This window comes from Streptomyces sp. NPDC088706 (genome assembly GCF_044752765.1).
In the GTDB taxonomy this organism is placed as follows: Bacteria; Actinomycetota; Actinomycetes; order Streptomycetales; family Streptomycetaceae; genus Streptomyces.
This window is the reverse complement of the sequence record NZ_JBIVLW010000002.1, coordinates 588,536-607,541: the sequence shown is the minus strand read 5'-3', so window position 1 is coordinate 607,541 and position 19,006 is coordinate 588,536. Positions and strand designations below refer to the sequence as shown.

Annotated in this window: 15 protein-coding genes and 1 tRNA gene; 2 read left to right on the top strand and 14 right to left on the bottom strand. The window is 71.8% G+C overall.

Annotated elements, in window-relative coordinates:
* Positions 1-207: 207 nt before the first annotated feature.
* The 14 genes from ACIQAK_RS08375 to ACIQAK_RS08310 form a co-directional block, all read right to left on the bottom strand.
* A complete protein-coding gene (locus ACIQAK_RS08375; protein WP_055558678.1) occupies positions 208-849 on the bottom strand; it encodes a protein-tyrosine-phosphatase in 642 nt (213 codons plus the stop codon).
* The gene (locus tag ACIQAK_RS08370) at positions 846-1,493 is read right to left on the bottom strand and encodes an L-threonylcarbamoyladenylate synthase (RefSeq protein ID WP_366387489.1); all 648 of its coding nucleotides are present in this window, start codon (positions 1,491-1,493) and stop codon (positions 846-848) included. The genes ACIQAK_RS08375 and ACIQAK_RS08370 overlap by 4 nt, the downstream gene beginning before the upstream one ends.
* A 52-nt stretch (positions 1,494-1,545) precedes the next feature.
* Positions 1,546-2,391 (bottom strand): peptide chain release factor N(5)-glutamine methyltransferase, encoded by an 846-nt coding sequence (prmC, locus tag ACIQAK_RS08365; protein ID WP_366387488.1) that lies wholly within the window; start codon positions 2,389-2,391, stop codon positions 1,546-1,548.
* A gap of 46 nt (positions 2,392-2,437) precedes the next feature.
* Positions 2,438-3,514 (bottom strand): peptide chain release factor 1, encoded by a 1,077-nt coding sequence (prfA, locus tag ACIQAK_RS08360; RefSeq protein WP_366387487.1) that lies wholly within the window; start codon positions 3,512-3,514, stop codon positions 2,438-2,440.
* A gap of 153 nt (positions 3,515-3,667) precedes the next feature.
* Positions 3,668-3,892, bottom strand: a complete 225-nt coding sequence (rpmE, locus tag ACIQAK_RS08355) for a 50S ribosomal protein L31 (protein ID WP_030915942.1) — start codon at positions 3,890-3,892, stop codon at positions 3,668-3,670.
* Positions 3,893-4,062: 170 nt separating this feature from the next.
* On the bottom strand, positions 4,063-5,178 hold the full coding sequence (locus ACIQAK_RS08350) for an LCP family protein (protein ID WP_366387486.1): 1,116 nt from the start codon (positions 5,176-5,178) through the stop codon (positions 4,063-4,065).
* Positions 5,179-5,365: 187 nt separating this feature from the next.
* On the bottom strand, positions 5,366-7,087 hold the full coding sequence (locus tag ACIQAK_RS08345; protein ID WP_366387485.1) for a trypsin-like serine protease: 1,722 nt from the start codon (positions 7,085-7,087) through the stop codon (positions 5,366-5,368).
* 152 nt (positions 7,088-7,239) lie between these two features.
* The gene (rho, locus tag ACIQAK_RS08340) at positions 7,240-9,303 is read right to left on the bottom strand and encodes a transcription termination factor Rho (RefSeq protein WP_366387484.1); all 2,064 of its coding nucleotides are present in this window, start codon (positions 9,301-9,303) and stop codon (positions 7,240-7,242) included.
* A gap of 388 nt (positions 9,304-9,691) precedes the next feature.
* Complete coding sequence (gene thrB, locus ACIQAK_RS08335; RefSeq protein WP_073878335.1) at positions 9,692-10,609, bottom strand: homoserine kinase; 918 nt, start codon at positions 10,607-10,609, stop codon at positions 9,692-9,694.
* Positions 10,610-10,957: 348 nt separating this feature from the next.
* Entirely contained in the window at positions 10,958-12,028 is a 1,071-nt protein-coding gene (thrC, locus tag ACIQAK_RS08330) for a threonine synthase (protein ID WP_366387483.1), read from the bottom strand.
* A 7-nt stretch (positions 12,029-12,035) separates the two neighbouring features.
* Positions 12,036-13,337 (bottom strand): homoserine dehydrogenase, encoded by a 1,302-nt coding sequence (locus ACIQAK_RS08325; protein WP_366387482.1) that lies wholly within the window; start codon positions 13,335-13,337, stop codon positions 12,036-12,038.
* Positions 13,338-13,432: 95 nt separating this feature from the next.
* Positions 13,433-14,824 (bottom strand): diaminopimelate decarboxylase, encoded by a 1,392-nt coding sequence (gene lysA / locus ACIQAK_RS08320; protein ID WP_366387481.1) that lies wholly within the window; start codon positions 14,822-14,824, stop codon positions 13,433-13,435.
* 29 nt (positions 14,825-14,853) lie between these two features.
* On the bottom strand, positions 14,854-15,969 hold the full coding sequence (gene nrtL / locus ACIQAK_RS08315) for an ArgS-related anticodon-binding protein NrtL (protein WP_366387480.1): 1,116 nt from the start codon (positions 15,967-15,969) through the stop codon (positions 14,854-14,856).
* Positions 15,970-16,119: 150 nt separating this feature from the next.
* Positions 16,120-16,599 carry a response regulator gene (locus tag ACIQAK_RS08310; protein ID WP_366387479.1) on the bottom strand — a complete coding sequence of 160 codons (480 nt, stop codon included), beginning with the start codon at positions 16,597-16,599 and terminating at the stop codon, positions 16,120-16,122.
* Positions 16,600-16,802: 203 nt separating this feature from the next.
* On the opposite strand from ACIQAK_RS08310, the gene ACIQAK_RS08305 reads away from it, so the two are divergent.
* Both ACIQAK_RS08305 and ACIQAK_RS08300 read left to right on the top strand, forming a co-directional pair.
* Positions 16,803-16,874: transfer RNA gene (locus ACIQAK_RS08305), tRNA-Arg, on the top strand.
* Positions 16,875-17,313: 439 nt separating this feature from the next.
* Complete coding sequence (locus ACIQAK_RS08300) at positions 17,314-18,810, top strand: hypothetical protein (protein ID WP_366387478.1); 1,497 nt, start codon at positions 17,314-17,316, stop codon at positions 18,808-18,810.
* The last annotated feature ends 196 nt before the right edge of the window (positions 18,811-19,006 follow it).

The following is a 19,006-nucleotide window of genomic DNA, read 5'->3' as shown; positions in this document are numbered from 1 at the left end:
CGCCCCGTACGCCGGTCGGCGCACCGGCGGGCGGGGCGGGGCGCCGAGGCCGTTCGGCGGGGTCGACGTAGGCCCGTCGGCGTGCGACGCGACGTGCGCAGACCGTTCGGCGGGGTCGGCGTAGGCCCGTCGGCGCCGGGCGCGCGTGCCGGTCGAACGCTGGACGCGGGCGCGCGTACGCCGGTCAGTGCCGGGCGCGCGGAACCGTCAGTGCGGGGCGCGTACGCCGGTGAGCGCCGTGACCACCGGGTCGAGCGCCTGGTTGATCTCGTCGCCGATGGAGCGGAAGAACGTGATGGGGGCGCCGTAGGGGTCGTAGACCTCGTCCGCCTCGGCGGTCGGGGCCAGCAGCCAGCCGCGCAGCGCGGCGGCGGCGCGGACCAGGGCGCGGGCGCGCTCGACGACGCCCTCGTCCAGCGGGTCGGGCAGCGTGGCGGGGTCTATCGCCCGCACCAGCCGGGTGAACTCCTTGAGCGTGAAGGTCCGCAGGCCCGCGGAGTGGCCCATGGAGATGACCTGGGCGCGGTGGTCGCGGGTGGCGGTGAGGACCAGGTCGGCGCGGATCACGTGCTCGTCGAGGAGCTCTCGGCCGACGAAGCCGGTGGCGTCCGCGCCGAAGTCGGCGAGCACCACCTCGGCGTTGGCCTCCATGGGGGCGCCCTCATGGCCCCAGGTGCCCGCGCTCTCCACGATCAGGCCGCCGCTGAGCGGGTCGCCGAGGCGGTCCATCAGGGCATGGCGGGTCAGCCGCTCGGTGATCGGCGAGCGGCAGACGTTGCCGGTGCTGACGTGGAGGATGCGGAAGGTGTCGGTCCGCCCCGCTATGCCACGCCCCTCGGGCGCGGTCAATTGGCCACCTCGAGGTCGGGGACCACCTTGCGCAGCTCCTCCACGGAGAGCGCGCCGGCCCGCAGGAGGACCGGGACCGTGCCGGTGACGTCGACGATGGAAGACGGCACGATGCCGGGCGTCGGGCCGCCGTCGAGGTAGACGGAGACGGAGTCGCCGAGCATGCCCTGGGCCGCGTCGCAGTCCTCCGGCGAGGGGTGTCCGGTGAGGTTGGCGCTGGAGACGGCCATCGGGCCGACCTCGGTCAGCAGCTCGATGGCGACGGGGTGCAGCGGCATCCGGATGGCGACGGTGCCCCGGGTGTCACCGAGGTCCCACTGGAGCGAGGGCTGGTGCTTGGCGACCAGGGTGAGGGCGCCGGGCCAGAAGGCGTCGACCAGCTCCCAGGCCTGCTCGGAGAAGTCGGTGACCAGGCCGTGCAGGGTGTTCGGGGAGCCGATGAGGACGGGGGTGGGCATGTTGCGGCCGCGCCCCTTGGCGTCCAGCAGGTCGGCGACGCCCTCGGAGCTGAAGGCGTCCGCCCCGATCCCGTACACGGTGTCGGTGGGCAGCACGACCAGTTCGCCGCGGCGGACGGCGGACGCGGCCTCGCGCAGTCCCGTGGTCCGGTCGGTGGCGTCGTTGCAGTCGTATCGCCGTGCCATCAGCCGGCCTCCTCAAGCGGGTACGGGTACGGGGTGTGGAACCGGGGGCCGGTCACGGCAGGGCCTTGCGGGCGGTGGCGAACCGGGGCCGCTTGTTCAGGTCGGGGTGGTCGGCCGCGTCGGCCCAGCCCCGCTCCTCGGTGAAGATCCACGGCACCTGGCCGCCCTGGGTGTCGGCGTGCTCGATGACGACGAGGCCGCCGGGGCGCAGCAGACGGTGGGCGGTGCGCTCGATGCCGCGGATGGTGTCGAGGCCGTCCTCGCCGGAGAAGAGGGCCATCTCCGGGTCGTGGTCGCGGGCCTCGGGGGCGACGTACTCCCATTCGGTGAGCGGGATGTACGGCGGGTTGGAGATCACCAGGTCGACCTGGCCGTCGAGCTCGGGAAGGGCGCTCAGGGCGTCCCCCTTGTGGACGGTGACCCTGGACCCCTCGGCGTTCTTCCGGGTCCACCTGAGCGCGTCCTCGGAGAGCTCCACGGCGTGGACGCGCGAGCGCGGGACCTCCTGCGCCATGGCGAGCGCGATGGCGCCCGATCCGGTGCACAGGTCGACGACGACGGGCTCGACGACGTCCATCGCGCGGACGGCGTCTATGGCCCAGCCGACGACCGACTCGGTCTCCGGCCGGGGCACGAAGACCCCGGGTCCGACCTGGAGCTCCAGGTAGCGGAAGAAGGCGCGGCCGGTGATGTGCTGGAGCGGTTCGCGGGCCTCACGGCGGGCGATCGTCTCCCAGTACCGGGCGTCGAAGTCGGTGTCGGGCACGGCGTGCAGCTCGCCCCGCTTCACACCGTGGACGTAGGCCGCGAGTTCCTCGGCGTCGAATCGCGGTGAGGGGACACCGGCGTCGGCCAGCCGCTGGGTGGCCTGGGCCACCTCGGCGAGCAGCAGGTTCATCGCGGTTCTCCGTACGGTTCACGGGTGTGCGGGGCGGGCGGTTCGCTTACGCGTTGGCGAGCTTGGCGGCGGAGTCGGCGTCGACGCACGCCTGGATGACGGCGTCGAGCTCTCCGTCGAGCACCTGGTCCAAGTTGTACGCCTTGAAGCCGACGCGGTGGTCCGAGATGCGGTTTTCCGGGAAGTTGTAGGTGCGGATCTTCTCGGAGCGGTCGACCGTACGGACCTGGCTGCGGCGCACGTCGGAGGCTTCCTGCTCGGCGGCCTCCTGGGCGGCGGCCAGCAGCCGGGAGCGCAGGATGCGCATGGCCTGCTCCTTGTTCTGGAGCTGGCTCTTCTCGTTCTGGCAGGAGGCGACGACGCCGGTCGGCAGGTGCGTGATGCGGACGGCGGAGTCGGTCGTGTTGACGGACTGGCCGCCGGGGCCGGAGGAGCGGTAGACGTCGATGCGCAGGTCGTTGGCGTGGATCTCGACGTCGACCTCCTCGGCCTCGGGGGTGACGAGCACGCCCGCGGCGGAGGTGTGGATGCGGCCCTGGGACTCGGTGGAGGGCACGCGCTGCACGCGGTGCACCCCGCCCTCGTACTTCATCCGGGCCCAGACGCCCTGGCCGGGCTCGGTGGCCCCGTTGCCGCCCTTGGTCTTGACGGCGACCTGGACGTCCTTGTAGCCGCCGAGCTCGGACTCGGTGGAGTCGATGATCTCGGTCTTCCAGCCGACGCGCTCGGCGTAGCGCAGGTACATACGCAGCAGATCGCCGGCGAACAGGGCGGACTCGTCGCCACCCGCGCCCGCCTTGATCTCCAGGAGCACGTCCTTGTCGTCGCTGGGGTCGCGCGGGACGAGGAGGAGGCGGAGCTTCTCGGTGAGCTCTTCGCGCTGCTTCTCCAGGTCCTTGACCTCGGCGGCGAAGTCGGGGTCGTCCGCGGCGTACTCGCGGGCGGTCCCGATGTCCTCGCCGGTCTGCTTCCAGGCCCGGTACGTGGAGACGATCGGGGTCAGCTCCGCGTAGCGCTTGTTCAGCTTGCGCGCGTTGGCCTGGTCGGCGTGGACCGACGGGTCGGCGAGCTTCTTCTCGAGACCGGTGTGTTCACCGATCAGTTCCTCGACCGCCTCGAACATTCGGGGGCTCCTGGTTGGTTACGGCTACGGGCCTGCTGGAGGGCGTACTGCCCGGTGGGGCGTCCGGGGGCTCCCCCGCCCACACCCGACCGGAAAAAACGCCGGTTCCGACGCCCCCGGGAAGAGGGCGCCGAGAACCGGCGCAGTGGCTCGCTACTTGCTGGCGGAGCCGGCAGCCTTGCCGAAGCGGGCCTCGAAGCGGGCCACGCGGCCGCCGGTGTCGAGGATCTTCTGCTTGCCCGTGTAGAACGGGTGGCACTCGGAGCAGACGTCGGCACGGATGGCGCCGCCGTCGATGGTGCTCCGCGTGGTGAACGACGCACCGCAGGTGCAGCTGACCTGCGTCTCGACGTACTCGGGGTGGATGTCGCGCTTCAAGGTGTCTCCTAGTTTCGGGAGGGCGCCGGGTCGTCCGCGCGGATTGCGCGGCCGTGAACCGGGGCCGACGTACCAGTCTGCCAGGACCGGCCGTATCTCCCAAAACCGGGGGCGGACCGCAGGTATTCCCCCGGGTGCACCAGACCCGGTCCGGCGGCCTGTCCGACGGCCTATCCGACGGTCTGTCCGACGACCTTTCCGACGTCCCCCTTGTCCCCGGCCGAATTCTCGGTCGCGGAGGCCGGGATGGGCCGGTCCTGCTTCAGCGCGGCCCAGACCTGCCGGCCGGCCCGCTCCTGCGGGAGGACCCGGTTGGGGTCGGCCGGGTCGTACTCCACCGGCAGGGTCACCATGTGCACGTTCTTCGCGCCCAGCCCCTTGAGCCCGTCGGCGAAAGCGGCGAGCTTCTTGACCGAGCCGAGGCCGGAGTCGGTGGTGACGGCCTTGGTGGCGGCGTCCGCGAGGCCGAACAGCTTCCTCGGGCTGGAGAACACCCCGACGCTCCTGGCCTGTTCCATCAGCGCCTTGACGAACGCCTGCTGGAGCTGGATGCGGCCGAGGTCACTGCCGTCGCCGACGCTCTTGCGGGTACGGACGAGGCCGAGGGACTCCTCGCCGTCCAGGGTGTGGGTGCCCGGCTCCAGGTCGAGGTGGCTCTTGGAGTCGTTGATGGCGGTCTTCGTGGTGATCTCGACACCGCCCAGCTCGTCGATGAGCTTCTCGAAGCCGGTGAAGTCGACCTCGACGTAGTGGTCCATGCGGATACCGGACATCGATTCGACGGTCTTCACCGCGCAGGCCGGCCCGCCGACCTCGTAGGCGGTGTTGAACATGGCGCGCCGCTCGGCGCCGACCGGGTCACCCGTCGTGTCGCTCGTACAGGCGGGGCGTCCGATCAGGGTGTCGCGGGGTATCGAGACGACGCTCGCCGACTTGTGGCCCTTGTCGACGTGCACGACCATCGCCGTGTCGGAGCGGGCGGCGCCCTCGTCGGCGCCGTACTTCCCGTTGGCGCCGGAGCGCGAGTCGGAGCCCAGCACCAGGATGTCCTGGGAGCCGTCGTCCACGTCGTTGGGGCGGTCGGTGCCGAGTTCGGCGTCGATGTCGACGCTGGAGAGGTTGCCGTCGAGCGTGACGTACGCGTATCCGAGGCCGGCCCCGCCGACGACCACCACACCCGCCACCGTCCAGGCCGTGACGACTTTCGCGCGGTGCCGGCCCGAGGCCTTTCTCCGGCGGGTGCCGGTGCCGCGTATCCGCCCCGGGGTCTTCCTCTGCTCGCTCACGCGTCTCCCTCGTCACCTCTGTTGCCCGTCTGCCCCCTGCCGTGGCGATCCACGCGCGGCCGGCCCCTCGTGTCAGGACGGCCGAAGCACGAAGAAGGGTTGCATACGCGCCTGTGGCCCCCGTCGGACGACGGGGGCCACAGGAAGTGCCGGTGCGCGGTCGGTCAGCCGCCGCTCACCTGGGGTTTCAGCCGACGGTGTAGTAGCTGTTCCAGCCGCTGCCGAGCTTGACCTGTGTGGCGAAGATCTCCGACGTGGCCTGGCCGGTGCCCTTGAGGAGGTACAGGTCGCCGGAGGTGGAGCGCGCCACGAGGTCGGCCTTCGCGTCGCCGTTCACATCGCCCGGGGTGACCAGGTGGTTGTACGCCGACAGGTTGCTGCGGACCTTGACCGGCGCCTCGAAGGGGGCGGTGGACTTGCCCGTGCCCTTGACCAGGTAGAGGTCGTTCGAGCCGCCGCGACGCAGGAGCAGGTCGTTCTTGCCGTCGTAGGTGAGGTCGCCGTGCCCGCGCACCTGGTTGTAGACCTGGTATCCGGCTGCCGCCTTCGCCGGGGTGTTGAACTTGCCGTTGCCGAAGCTCGGGTACGTCATGAGGTCGCCCGCGGCGTTGACGGCCAGGATGTCGCCCTTGCCGTCGTTGTTGACGTCGCCCGGAGCGATGATCGCCCGGACCGACTTCCAGTTGCTGAAGATCTTCGTCTTGGCGTAGGTGGAGCTGCTCGCCGACCGGTGCAGCCAGAAGACGTTCCCGGTGGAGGCCTCACGGGCGATCAGGTCCTGGTAGCCGTCCCGGTCGATGTCGGTCTGGACGAACAGGTTGTACGCGCTGTAGGAGCCGCCGAACACCTTGCGTGCGGCGAGCTTCTCGCCGGACGAGGGGAAGGTGTACGCGGTGGCACCGGTGGTCCGGGCGAACAGGTCGGCCCGGTGGTCACCGCTGAAGCTGGTGTCGTCGATGCGGGGCTGGATCGACCGGTAGTACGTCGACACCTTGGTGTAGGCGTCGTAGGTGCCCTCCAGGTTGCACGCCTGGGAGGTGGTGGCCGGACCCCACGAGGTGATGCCGATGACGCGGCCGCTGACGAACATCGGACTGCCGGAGTCGCCGGGGCAGGTCGCCCGGCCGGTGGAGTCGTCACCGGTGCCGCCGATGCCCGCGCAGATCATGTGGCCCGGCTTGTAGGCCCCCGGGACACCGATGGCCCCGTCGAGGTTCTCGGAGCACTCGGCGTCCGAACGCAGCGGCTGCTGCAGCCGCAGCAGGGTGTCCGAGAGGGGGGAGAAGTCCCAGTCGGAGCCGGTCATGCCCCAGCCGTAGGTGGTGGCGGTCGTTCCGGGGGCGTAACGCGCGTTATCGCCGTACGAAGCGGGCTGCGCAGGCGTATAGGGCAGCGGCTTGGAAAGCGTCAGGAGCGCGATGTCGTTGTCTATCTCGGCCGCGTTGTACGTGCCCGCGAAATAGGAGCGGGAAATCCCGACGGCCGTGCCTTCGTCGTTGGGGCCGCCCGCCAGTTTTGCGGTCCCGGCGAGCACCATCCCGCGGCCGGCCATGTCGAGGGCCTTGCCGTTGTCGTCGGTGACGCAGTGGGCCGCCGTCATCACCTTGTTGGGGGCCACCAGGGTCCCGCCGCAGGAGAAGTAGAAGATGCCGTCGTTGTCGTACTCGAAGAGGAGCTGCACCATCCAGGGTGCGTCCTTGAAGGCGGTGTTCGTCCCACCGATGATCTTCGGCGAGAGCTTCTGCGGGCTGACCACCTCGACGCCCTTCGGCGGCAGGAATCGCTCACCGCCCTCGGTCGCCTGAGCGCCGGCCGTCAGGCCCCCGCCCAGCAGTGCCAGTGTGGCGGCGGCGACGGCCGCCAGGCGACCGGCTATTCGTGCTGATCCGGCATGACGCGATATGCGCACGCAAGTCTCCCGTTGGTCCAAAGGCATGAGGTGAAAGTGCCGCAAGTGGGGGGAGATTGACGGCAGATTGATATTACATGCATGAATCCGCCCCGTCACTCGAGTAACGGGGCGGATTCACAAGGCGGTTGGCGAAAACCGCAGGACCGCAATCAGTCGTTGCCGTTTCCGCTGCCCGGCGTCGTCTTCTGGATCTGCAGCAGGAACTCCGCGTTGGACTGGGTCTTCTTCATCCGGTCCAGGAGGAGCTCGATCGCCTGCTGCTGGTCGAGCGCGTGCAGCACCCGGCGCAGCTTCCAGACGACCGCCAGCTCGTCGGTGCCGAGCAGGATCTCTTCCTTACGGGTGGAGGACGCGTCGACGTCCACCGCCGGGAAGATGCGCTTGTCCGAGAGCTTCCGGTCGAGCTTGAGCTCCATGTTGCCGGTGCCCTTGAACTCCTCGAAGATCACCTCGTCCATGCGCGAGCCGGTCTCGACGAGCGCGGTGGCCAGGATGGTCAGCGAGCCGCCGTCCTCGATGTTGCGCGCGGCACCGAAGAAGCGCTTCGGGGGGTACAGCGCGGTCGAGTCGACACCACCGGAGAGGATGCGGCCGGAGGCGGGCGCCGCGAGGTTGTACGCGCGGCCCAGACGGGTGATCGAGTCGAGCAGGACGACCACGTCGTGACCCAGCTCCACGAGGCGCTTGGCGCGCTCGATGGCCAGCTCGGCGACGGTGGTGTGATCCTCGGCGGGACGGTCGAAGGTCGAGGAGATGACCTCGCCCTTCACCGACCGCTGCATGTCGGTGACCTCTTCCGGACGCTCGTCGACCAGGACGACCATCAGGTGGCACTCGGGGCTGTTGACCGTGATGGCGTTGGCGATGGCCTGGAGGATCATCGTCTTGCCGGTCTTCGGCGGGGCCACGATGAGCCCGCGCTGGCCCTTTCCGATCGGGGCCACCAGGTCGATGATCCGCGTCGTCAGGATGTTGGAGTCGGTCTCCAGACGGAGCCGGTCCTGCGGGTAGAGCGGGGTCAGCTTCTGGAACTCGGGGCGACCCCGGCCGGACTCGGGGGCCATGCCGTTGACCGAGTCGAGGCGGACCAGCGCGTTGAACTTCTCGCGCCGTTCGCCGTCCTTGGGCTGGCGCACCGCACCGGTGACGTGGTCACCCTTGCGCAGGCCGTTCTTGCGGACCTGGGCGAGCGAGACGTACACGTCGTTCGGGCCCGGCAGGTAGCCGGAGGTCCGGATGAACGCGTAGTTGTCGAGGATGTCCAGGATGCCCGCGACGGGGATCAGGACGTCGTCGTCGGCCACCTGCACATCGCTGGCGAAGTCGTCACGGCCGCGACGGCCGCGACGGTCGCGGTAGCGTCCGCGACGGCCACGGCGGCCGCCCGCCTCGTCGTCGAAGTCGTCCTGCGGACCGTTGTCACGGTTCTGCTGGCCCTGGCCCTGGCTCTGGCTCTGCCCCTGGCCCTGGCGCTGCGGGCGCTGCCCGCCGCCGCCCTGCTGGCCCTGGTCGTCGCCCTTGCCCCGGCGGTCGCGCTGGCGCTCGCGGCGCTCCCCGCGCTCGCCCCGGTCACCACGCTCGCGGTCGCCACGGCTCTGGCGGTCGCCACGGCGGCCCTCGGCGGTGTCGGCCGCGGCCTCGGCCTTGGCCTCGCCCCTGGGCTCGCCGCGGTCCTCGGTCTTCTGCTCGGCCTGCGGCTCCGCCTTGGCCTCGGTCTTCGCCTCGGCCTTGGTCTCGGGGCTGCCCGCCTGCGCGGTCGCGCGGCGGCGACGGCGCTCGCCCGTGGGCTGGTCGTCGCTGGCCGGTTGGCCGGGGATGTCGATCTGCTGCTGGGCCGTGGCCTGCTCGGCAGCGGCGGCCTCGTCCCCGGTGCGCGCCTTGGAGGTGGCACGCCGCTTGGGCTTGCTCTCCGCCTCGGCGGCGGGGGCCTCGTCCCCGGTACCAGTCTTGGCGGAGGTCTTGGGGGCGGCGGATCCGCCGCCCGCCTGCGCCTCCTTGATGACCTCGATCAGCTGGCTCTTGCGCATCCGCGCAGTGCCCCTGATGCCGAGGCCGGACGCGACCTGCTGCAGCTCGGCCAGGACCATGCCCTCGAGGCCGGTGCCGGAGCGGCGGCGCCGTGCGGTGGTGCCAGTGGCAGCACCTTCGGCGGGCGCGGCGCTGTCGACATTCTTGTCGGCAGTCACGCCCATCAGATCGGTGGTGTCGCTCACGAAGGGTCCTTCCCTGGAGCGGACGTCGGCCTTCTGGCTCGGCGACCGGTTGTGCTGTCCGACTGCGGTCTGTTGATCTTGCTGGATCGCGGACCTTGCCGGGGCGGTGGTCCGCCGGGTACGGCGGAGAGATGAACGTGCGGGGTCCGGCGCGAGATCCCCCTGCTCGGCCCACTCCTGGACGAGCGAGGGTGTCGTGCCGGTTCCGGAGCGTGCTCGAAACTGCTCAGGCAGGCTGCTCAGGCAGTTGGGGAGGCTCCCGGAAGAATGGCGGTCCCGGAGGGGGACACGAAGCAACGCGCCTCAAAGACGTCGGTTGCAGACTTGAGGTTAACACTACCGGCTCCAACAAACATTCCCCCTCTCGGCCACCGGTAATCACATGCGGTCACGCGGCCAGCGGCAGCACGGTGGCGCCCGCGGCGTCGAGGGCCAGCCGGTTCGCGGCCCAGCCCTCCCCCGCCAGCCGGGCGACCTTGTCGGCGGAACCCTCCTCCGCCAGCGCGAGCACCGTGGGGCCCGCGCCGGAGATCACCGCGGGCACGCCGTCGGCGCGCAGCCGGTGCACCAGCTCGACGCTCTCAGGCATCGCCGGGCCCCGGTACTCCTGGTGGATGCGGTCCTCGGTGGCGGCGAGCAGCAGCTCGGGGCGCCTGGTCAGCGCCTCGACGAGCAGGGCGGCCCGGCCCGCGTTGAGGGCGGCGTCGACGTGCGGGACGGTGCGCGGGAGCAGGCCGCGCGCCGTCTCGGTGAGCACGGGCCGGCCGGGCACGAAGACCACCGGAACGACGGACGGCGCGGGGTCCATCCGGATGGCCCGGGCCGCTCCGCCGTCCATCCACGCGAGGGTGAATCCGCCGAGCAGACAGGCCGCCACGTTGTCGGGGTGCCCCTCGATCTCGGTGGCCAGCTCCAGCAGGGCCTCGTCGTCGAGACGGGCGTCGCCGCCGGTGGTCACGGCGCGGGCGGCGACGATTCCGGCGCAGATGGCGGCGGAGGAGGAGCCGAGGCCGCGGCCGTGCGGGATGCGGTTGGCGCAGACGATCTCCAGGCCGCGGGGCTGGCCGCCGAGCAGGTCGAAGGCGGTGCGCAGGGAGCGTACGAGCAGGTGGCTCTCGTCCCGGGGCAGCGTCTCGCCGCCCTCACCCGCGATGTCGATGTGGAGCCCGGAGTCGGCGACCCGGACGACGACGTCGTCGTACAGCCCCAGCGAGAGGCCGAGGGCGTCGAAGCCCGGGCCCAGGTTGGCGCTGGTTGCGGGGACGCGCACCCGGACGGCGGCGGCTCGGAACGCGGGACCGGCCATCGGTTGGACGACTCCTTGTAAGGCGGCGGGGATTGCGGTGCGGTGGCTCTGCGGCGGTGGGGGTCTGCGGATGGGGCCGGTGGCCCGGCCCGTACGCGCCGTCACGACGGCTGCCGCGCCGCGGCGGACCGGCGGGCGGAGGTCGGGCGGATGGGGTACAGCTTATCGAAGGAAGGTTCTGCCGCGACATAGGGCGCACAGGAGGCGCACGATGCGTGTCGCACGCCTCCTATGCGCTCTCCGCCCCGAAAAGAGGGCGGTTGAGCTGGGTTGTCCTGGTCGGCTCGGCCGCCCGTGTCTGCCGGGCCCGGTTGGCACGGGCGGCTGTCACGGACGGCCGGACGCCGGTCAGACCAGTCCGAGCTTCTGTGCCGCGGTGGCCGCGTCGACCGGCACGGTGACCGGCTGCGGGGCGCCCGCGACGGCCCAGTCCGGGTCCTTGAGGCCGTTGCCGGTGACCGTGCAGACGACGCGCTGGCCGGGGTCGACCTTGCCCTCCTCGGCGGCCTTGAGCAGACCGGCGACGGACGCGGCCGACGCGGGCTCCACGAAGACGCCCTCCTGGGAGGCCAACAGCCGGTAGGCGGACAGGATCTGCCGGTCCGTCACCTCGTCGATGAACCCGCCCGACTCGTCCCGCGCGGCCAGGGCGAAGTCCCAGGAGGCCGGGTTGCCGATGCGGATGGCGGTGGCGATGGTGGAGGGGTCCTTGACGACCTCGCCGCGCACGATGGGCGCGGAGCCGGAGGCCTGGAAGCCCCACATGCGCGGGGCGTGCGTGGAGACGCCGTCCCCGGCGTACTCGGTGTACCCCTTCCAGTACGCGGTGATGTTGCCCGCGTTGCCGACCGGCAGGACGTGGATGTCGGGGGCGTCGCCGAGCGCGTCGACGATCTCGAACGCGGCGGTCTTCTGGCCCTCGATACGGACCGGGTTGACCGAATTGACCAGCGCCACCGGGTAGTTGTCCGAGAGCGAGCGGGCCAGGGTGAGGCAGTCGTCGAAGTTGCCGTCGACCTGGAGGATCTTGGCGCCGTGCACGAGCGCCTGGCCCATCTTGCCGAGCGCGATCTTGCCCTGCGGTACGAGGACGGCGCAGACCATCCCCGCACGCACCGCGTACGCCGCGGCGGAGGCCGAGGTGTTGCCGGTGGAGGCGCAGATGACGGCCTTCGCCCCCTCCTCCTTGGCCCGGGTGATGGCCATGGTCATGCCGCGGTCCTTGAACGAACCGGTGGGGTTGGCGCCCTCGACCTTGAGGTGCACCTCGCAGCCCGTGCGCTCGGAGAGGACCTGCGCCGGAACGAGCGGCGTACCGCCCTCACGAAGCGTGACGACCGGCGTGGCGGCCGTGACCGGAAGCCGGTCCCGGTACTCCTCGATGATGCCGCGCCACTGATGGGTGCCCTTGCTGGTCATGGGTCCTTTACTCCCCTTCAACACGCATGATGCTGGCGACACCGCGCACGGTGTCGAGCTTGCGCAGCGCTTCGACGGTCCCGGAGAGGGCGGCGTCGGGCGCGCGGTGGGTGACGACGACGAGGGACGCCTCGCCGCCTCCGTCCGGACGTCCTTGCTGGCGTACCGTATCGATGGATACGCCCTGCTCGGCGAAGACCGTCGCCACCTGGGCGAGCACGCCCGGCTTGTCGGCCACGTCGAGGCTGATGTGGTAGCGCGTGACGACCTCGCCCATGGGGCTGACCGGCAGGCGCGTGTAGGCGGACTCACCGGGGCCGGTGGCCTCGCCCAGTTTGTTGCGGCAGACGGCGACGAGGTCGCCGAGGACGGCCGAGGCGGTCGGGGAGCCGCCGGCCCCGGGCCCGTAGAACATCAGCTGCCCGGCCGCGTCGGCCTCGATGAAGACCGCGTTGTACGCCTCGCGGACGGAGGCCAGCGGGTGGCTGAGCGGGATCATCGCGGGGTGGACGCGGGCGGTGACCGAGGCCCCGTCGGCGGCGCGCTCGCAGATGGCGAGGAGCTTGACCGTGCAGCCCATCCGGCGGGCGGAGGCGATGTCGGCCGCGGTGACCTCGGTGATGCCCTCGCGGTGCACATCGCCGATCTTCACCCGGGTGTGGAAGGCGATCCCGGCGAGGATCGCGGCCTTCGCGGCGGCGTCGAAGCCCTCGACGTCGGCGGTCGGGTCGGCCTCGGCGTACCCGAGGGCGGTGGCCTCGTCGAGCGCCTCGGAGTAGCCGGCGCCGCTGGTGTCCATCTTGTCGAGGATGAAGTTGGTCGTGCCGTTGACGATGCCGAGCACCCGGTTGACCTTGTCACCGGCGAGCGACTCGCGCAGTGGCCGTACCAGCGGGATGGCACCCGCGACGGCGGCCTCGTAGTAGAGATCGCGGCCGTATTTCTCGGCGGCGGCGTGCAGGGCCGCGCCGTCCTCGGCGAGCAGCGCCTTGTTGGCGGAGACGACGCTCGCGCCGTTCTCGAAGGCGGTGGTGATGAGCGTGCGGGCCGGCTCGATGCCCCCGATGACCTCGACCACCACGTCGATGTCGCCACGCCGCACGAGCGCGGTCGCGTCGGTGGTGATCAGTGCGGGGTCGATGCCCTCACGCACCTTCGAGGGGCGGCGGACGGCGACGCCGACGAGCTCCACGGGGGCGCCGATGCGCGCCGCGAGGTCATCGGCGTGCGTCGTCATGATGCGCGCCACCTCTGAGCCGACCACTCCACAGCCCAGCAGCGCCACCTTCAGCGGACGCGTACGCATCATCCGACCTCGTTTCTCATCAAGCTCACGTGTGGACCAGTCTCACTCACCGGACGGGCGTTTCTGACCCCCGTCCGGATCCTGAGATGACTATTTCATCAGCCGACATCGAGACGCAGGAGATCTTCCTCCGTCTCGCGCCGGACGATGACGCGTGCCTCGCCGTCCCGGACGGCGACGACCGGGGGGCGCAGGGCGTGGTTGTAGTTGCTCGCCATCGAGCGGCAGTACGCGCCGGTGGCGGGGACGGCGAGCAGGTCCCCGGGTGCCAGGTCGGCGGGGAGGAACGCGTCCTTCACCACGATGTCCCCGCTCTCGCAGTGCTTGCCGACGACCCGGACGAGCATCGGCTCGGCGTCCGAGGTGCGTGAGACGAGCGCCACGCTGTACTCGGCGTCGTACAGCGCGGTACGAATATTGTCCGACATCCCGCCGTCGACGCTGACATACGTGCGCAGCCCTTCGAGGGGCTTGATGGTGCCGACCTCGTAGAGGGTGAAGGCGGTGGGTCCGACGATGGCCCGCCCCGGCTCGACCGAGATGCGCGGGGTGCGCAGCCTCGCCGCCTCGCACTCGCGGGTGACGATGTCGCTGAGCGCCTTGGCGATCTCGTGCGGCTCGCGGGGGTCGTCCTCGGAGGTGTACGCGATACCGAGGCCGCCGCCCAGGTCGATCTCGGGGAGCTCGACGCCGTGCTCGTCGCGGACCTCGGCGAGCAGCTGCACCACGCGCCGGGCGGAGACCTCGAAGCCGGCCATGTCGAAGATCTGCGAGCCGATGTGCGAGTGGATGCCGATGAGTTCGAGGCTGTCGAGCGCGAGGGCCCTGCGGACCGCCTCGGCGGCCAGCCCGTCGGCCAGCGCGATGCCGAACTTCTGGTCCTCGTGCGCGGTGGCGATGAACTCGTGGGTGTGCGCCTCGACACCGACGGTGACCCGGATCTGGACGCGCTGGCGGACGCCGTGGCTCCGGGCGATGTGGGCGACGCGGACGATCTCCTGGAAGGAGTCGAGCACGATCCGCCCGACCCCGGCCTCGACGGCCCGCTCGATCTCGGCGACGGTCTTGTTGTTGCCGTGGAAGGCGATGCGCTCGGCGGGCATGCCGGCGTCGAGGGCGGTGGTCAGCTCCCCCCCGGAGCAGACGTCCAGGTTCAGCCCTTCCTCCCGCAGCCAGCGCACGACGGCGCGGGAGAGGAAGGCCTTGCCGGCGTAGAAGACGTCGGCGTCCGGCCCGAAGGCGTCGGCCCAGGCCCGGCAGCGGGCGCGGAAGTCGCTCTCGTCCAGGAAGTAGGCGGGGGTGCCGAACTCCTCGGCGAGCCGGGCGACGCCGATTCCGCCCACGGTGAGGGCGCCGTCGGCGTCGCGGGTGACGGTACGGGCCCAGACCTTCTCGTCCAGGACGTTGAGGTCGGCGGCGGGGGCGGAGTAGTGCCCCTCGGTCAGGACGTCGGCGTGACGGGGACCGGCGGGGTGTGCGGAGCGGCTCATGGTGAGGTCTCTCGGATTCGTCAGATTCGTCAGAGGTGTGCGGGCGCGCTGATACCGAGCAGGGACAGGCCGCCTGCCAGCACCGTCCCGGCGGCTTCGGCGAGGGCCAGCCGGGAGCGATGGGCGGCCGAGGGTTTCTCGTCGCCCGAGGGCAGCGGGGAGCAGCTGTCGTGGAAGTCGAAGAACGCGTGCGCGACGGCTTCCAGCTGCCGGGCGACCCGGTCGGGCGCGCGGTGACGGGCTGCGGCGAGAAGGACGCCGGGGTGGTCGGCGAGAAGATCGAGGAGAGGGCGGGCGGCGCCGCCGTACGGGACTGGGGTGGGCTCGGCGTGTACGTGGACGGCGGGCGCGGTGTACGGGGTGGCAGCCGGAGCGGAGGAGAACCCGAGGGCGGCGGCGCCCCGGGTGAGCGCGCGGGCCCTGGCGTGGGCGTACCGGATCCGGAAGAGCGGGTTGGCCTCCGCCTGGACGAGCAGGTCGTCACCGAGCGGGGCGCGGTCGTGCGAGGCGGGCCGCAGCAGCCCCCAGCGAGCCGCGTCCGCGCCGAGCCGCTCCAGCAGCTCCGCCGCGGTGGCGCCGGCGGGCACCGGGCGGATCGAGGTGAGCGGAACCGGGGGCGTACCGTGCGCGTCGACGGTGACGCCGAGCCGGCTCCAGTCCGAATCGCTCGCCTCCTCGCAGCTGACCCGGACCCGGGCGCCCTGGGAGATCAGGAGCCGGCGCACGGCATCGGCGGTGACGGCGGCGCGCACCTCGCGCGCGTGGTGGAACCGCAGGAGCTCGTCCCGGAGCGCGCCCCCGTGTCCGTACGCACTCCCCTGCTCCCGTACGGCGTCGAGCACGGCCCGGTCGTTGTCGCAGGGGGCGTCGAGAGTGAGGCTCAGAAACCCGGGACCGGTGATCTCGACCCGCCCGATACCGGGCTCGGCGGCGACCCGCTCGCGCAGGATCCGGGCGACCTCCAGGGCCGGCAGCCCGGCGTCCCCGGCGAGCTGGAGCGCGACCGCGCAGGCGTAGTCGCCGCTTCCGCCGGGCCGGCTCCTCTCCACCCGCACGCGCGCGGGCACGGGCGCGCGCAGCGCATTCTCGTCGACCGCACGGCGCACGGCGCGCAGCACGGTCCGGGAGAGATCGGCGGGGGTCACGGGACAAGCGTATGGGAGGAGGAGGGGCACTCCGCGACCCGGTTTCGCCATCCGGTCAGCGGTGGCGGTCACGCCTGGCCGGAGCGGGTCAGCCGGTGGCGGTCAGCGGAGCCGGTCCCCTGCTCGCCGCAGCCGGTCAGCCGCAGCCGGTCAGCCGGTGGCACTCCCCGCCCGTCCGGCACCGGTCCGTCCGGCACCGGTCCGTCCGGCACCGGTCCGTCCGGCACCAGTCCGTCCGTCGACCGACGGCAGCTCCTCCCCGGTGGCCAGCCGGTGCACCATCCGCACCAGCTCACTGGGCTCGAACGGCTTCGCCAGGAACACGTCGACCCCGGCCGACGTACCCATGTCCACTTCATAGGGCGTACAAGCGCTGATGACGGCGATGGGGACATGCCGGGTGCGGGGGTCGGAGCGGAGCCGGGACGCGGTCTCCAGGCCTCCGAGGCGCGGCATCACGACATCGAGGGTGATCACATCGGGGCGGATCCGGTGGACCAGGTCCAGGCACTCCACACCATCGGCCGCGGTCACGACCTCGAAGCCCTCCAGCTCGAGATTGACCCTGATCAGCTGCCGGATGACCTGGTTGTCGTCGACAACCAGCACGCGGCCGTACGCCCCTGGCACTCTTCGAGAGTAGGTCGGCCCCAGCGACCGCGTCCGGCGTTTGGTCACTTCCGCCCCGGACGGGTGGCGCCGGCCTCCACGGGCCGCGCCCGCCCTGGTCCCGTGGCTGGGTGAGGGTCGGGCTGACGCGACGGAATACCTGTTCACGGAGACCCGGTGGGAGCTGGTAGTGTTTCACCCGTCGCAGAGCAACAGCGCGATACGCCCCCGTAGCTCAGGGGATAGAGCATCGGCCTCCGGAGCCGGGTGCGCAGGTTCGAATCCTGCCGGGGGCACTTTCCGGAAAGACCTTCTGATCGGTGGAAACGCTGATCAGGGGGTCTTTTTCATGGTGAGCTCCGGTAGGCGGTGGGGGCGGGGTCCGGGAGGCGAGCGCCCGATCGTGCGTGGATCGGGGCCGAACCGGGCAGAGTGACGAGGACCTATGAGGCTCGACGGCGGGGGGCCGTGATGGAGTCCGGTGATCTGAACGGGACTGCGGGACGGGACGCGGGCGGGGACGGGCACGCGGGTAGGGCCGGTGGGGCCGTTCCGCCGCCACCCTCGGGGTCACCCGGGTACGGGCCGCCGCCTTCGGAGCCGCCCGGGTTCGGTCCTCCCCCGCCGCCGCCTTCGGACCCGCCCGGATTCGGTCCTGCCCCGCCGCCGCCCTCCCACGCGCCGGCTGTCGGCCCGCCGCCGCCCGGTGCGGGACTCCGGGCCGTGGGGGCCGGGTTGCTCAATCTGACCGGGCTGGGGCTGGGGTATGCCCTGCTGGGACGGTGGGGGCGGGCCGTCGGGTGCTGGGTTGCCACCGGGGTGCTGTTGTTCGTGGCGTTGCCCGCCGATCCGGACGGGGTGGCGGGGGGTGTCGTCGTCGGATATCTCCTCGTGCTCGTCCTCGCCGCCGCCGACGGGGCGCGGATCGCCCTGCGGTCGGCGCTCGGTGGTTCGTGGCGGCCGGTGCTGGCGGTGGGTCTGGGCGTGGTGCTGCTGGCCGTTCCGGCCGGTGGGGTGGTGGCGTACGGGTCGGCGCGGGACGAGGCCAGGGAGCAGCTGCTGCTCGACCGGCTGGAGTCCGGGGACCGGAGGGTCGCGGCCGCGGCCCGGCAGCCGTTCGGGACGGCGCGGGCCGAGTACGAGGGGGCACTCGGCGTCTACCGCGCGCTCGACCGGGACCACCCCGACTCCCGGGCGGCCAAGCTCGTCCCGGACCGGCTTGAGGCGTACTACGACGCCGTCTCCTCCCCGTACCAGGGGAAGCGGCACTGCGAGGCCATCGAGCCGTTGACGTATCTGCGGACCCTGCCGGACTCGGTCGGGCGTGACCTGCTGGGCAAGCTGGCCGGCTGGCCCGACGAGCCGCTCGCCGAGTCGTTGTACGGGTGTGGTGTCTCGCGTCTGGGTGGGGTTTCCGCGGGGGGCTCGTCGGAGTTCGGTCAACTGTTGCGTACCTTCCCCGAGTCCGCGCCCGCGCGGCAGGTGGCGCCCGCGATCGGCGGCCGGATCGACGGCCGGCTCGCGGAGGTGAAGGGCGCCGATCCGTGTGCGGCCACCGAAGGGTTGCGCGGGCTGAGCTCCACCGTCTCCGCCCTGCCCGCCGAGAGCGTCCCGGGGCTGGGCGCCAGGGCGGACCAGGGGATCCGGAACGGGGTGTACGCCTGCGGGGTGGACCAGTTCAAGGAGAAGGAGTTCGGCGAGGCCCGTACGACGCTGGCCGGTTTCGCCCGGTCCTACAAGGGCGACGGCCGGGCGGCGCAGGCCAGGAAGATCGCCATCGCCGCCGAGATAGCCGACGACCGGCCGGCCGCGGGCAAGCGGCTGCCGCCGTCCGGGCGGCCCGGCGGGCCCCGGATGGAGCTGGTCATCAGCAATGACGCGCCGAACGCGGTCGAGGTGCTCTACACCGGGCCGGTCACCGGCACCGTCACCCTGAAGCCCTGTGCCGGCTGCAAGCGCTACGGCGCGTCGGCCGGCCCACGCCTCGCCTGCAAGGACGGCGGCAGGAGTTACCCGAAGGCGCGGCTCCAACTGCCCTCCGGCGAATACCACTTCCTCTACAAGCACGGTACGGGTGCGTCGTCCCGGGTGGACAGTTACGCGGCGGGGTCGAAGGTGCAGCCCGGGTACACCTACACCAGCTGCACCTATGTCGTCGAGCGCAGTCCGCTGGGGCTCGACCTGCCCACCCTGCCCGACTACATCGATCCGGTCTCGGCTCCCCGGAACTGAGCCCCGGACGGGCGATGGCCCTGGACGGGCGAGGGCCCCGGACGGGCGATGGCCCTGGACGGGCGAGGGCCCCGGACGGGCGATGGCCCGGAGGGGCCAGGGCCCTGGACGGGCGAGGGCCCCGGACGGGCGAGGGCCCCGAGGGGCCAGGGCCCTGGACGGGCGAGGCCCCGGAGGGGCCAGGGCCCCGCCGGGT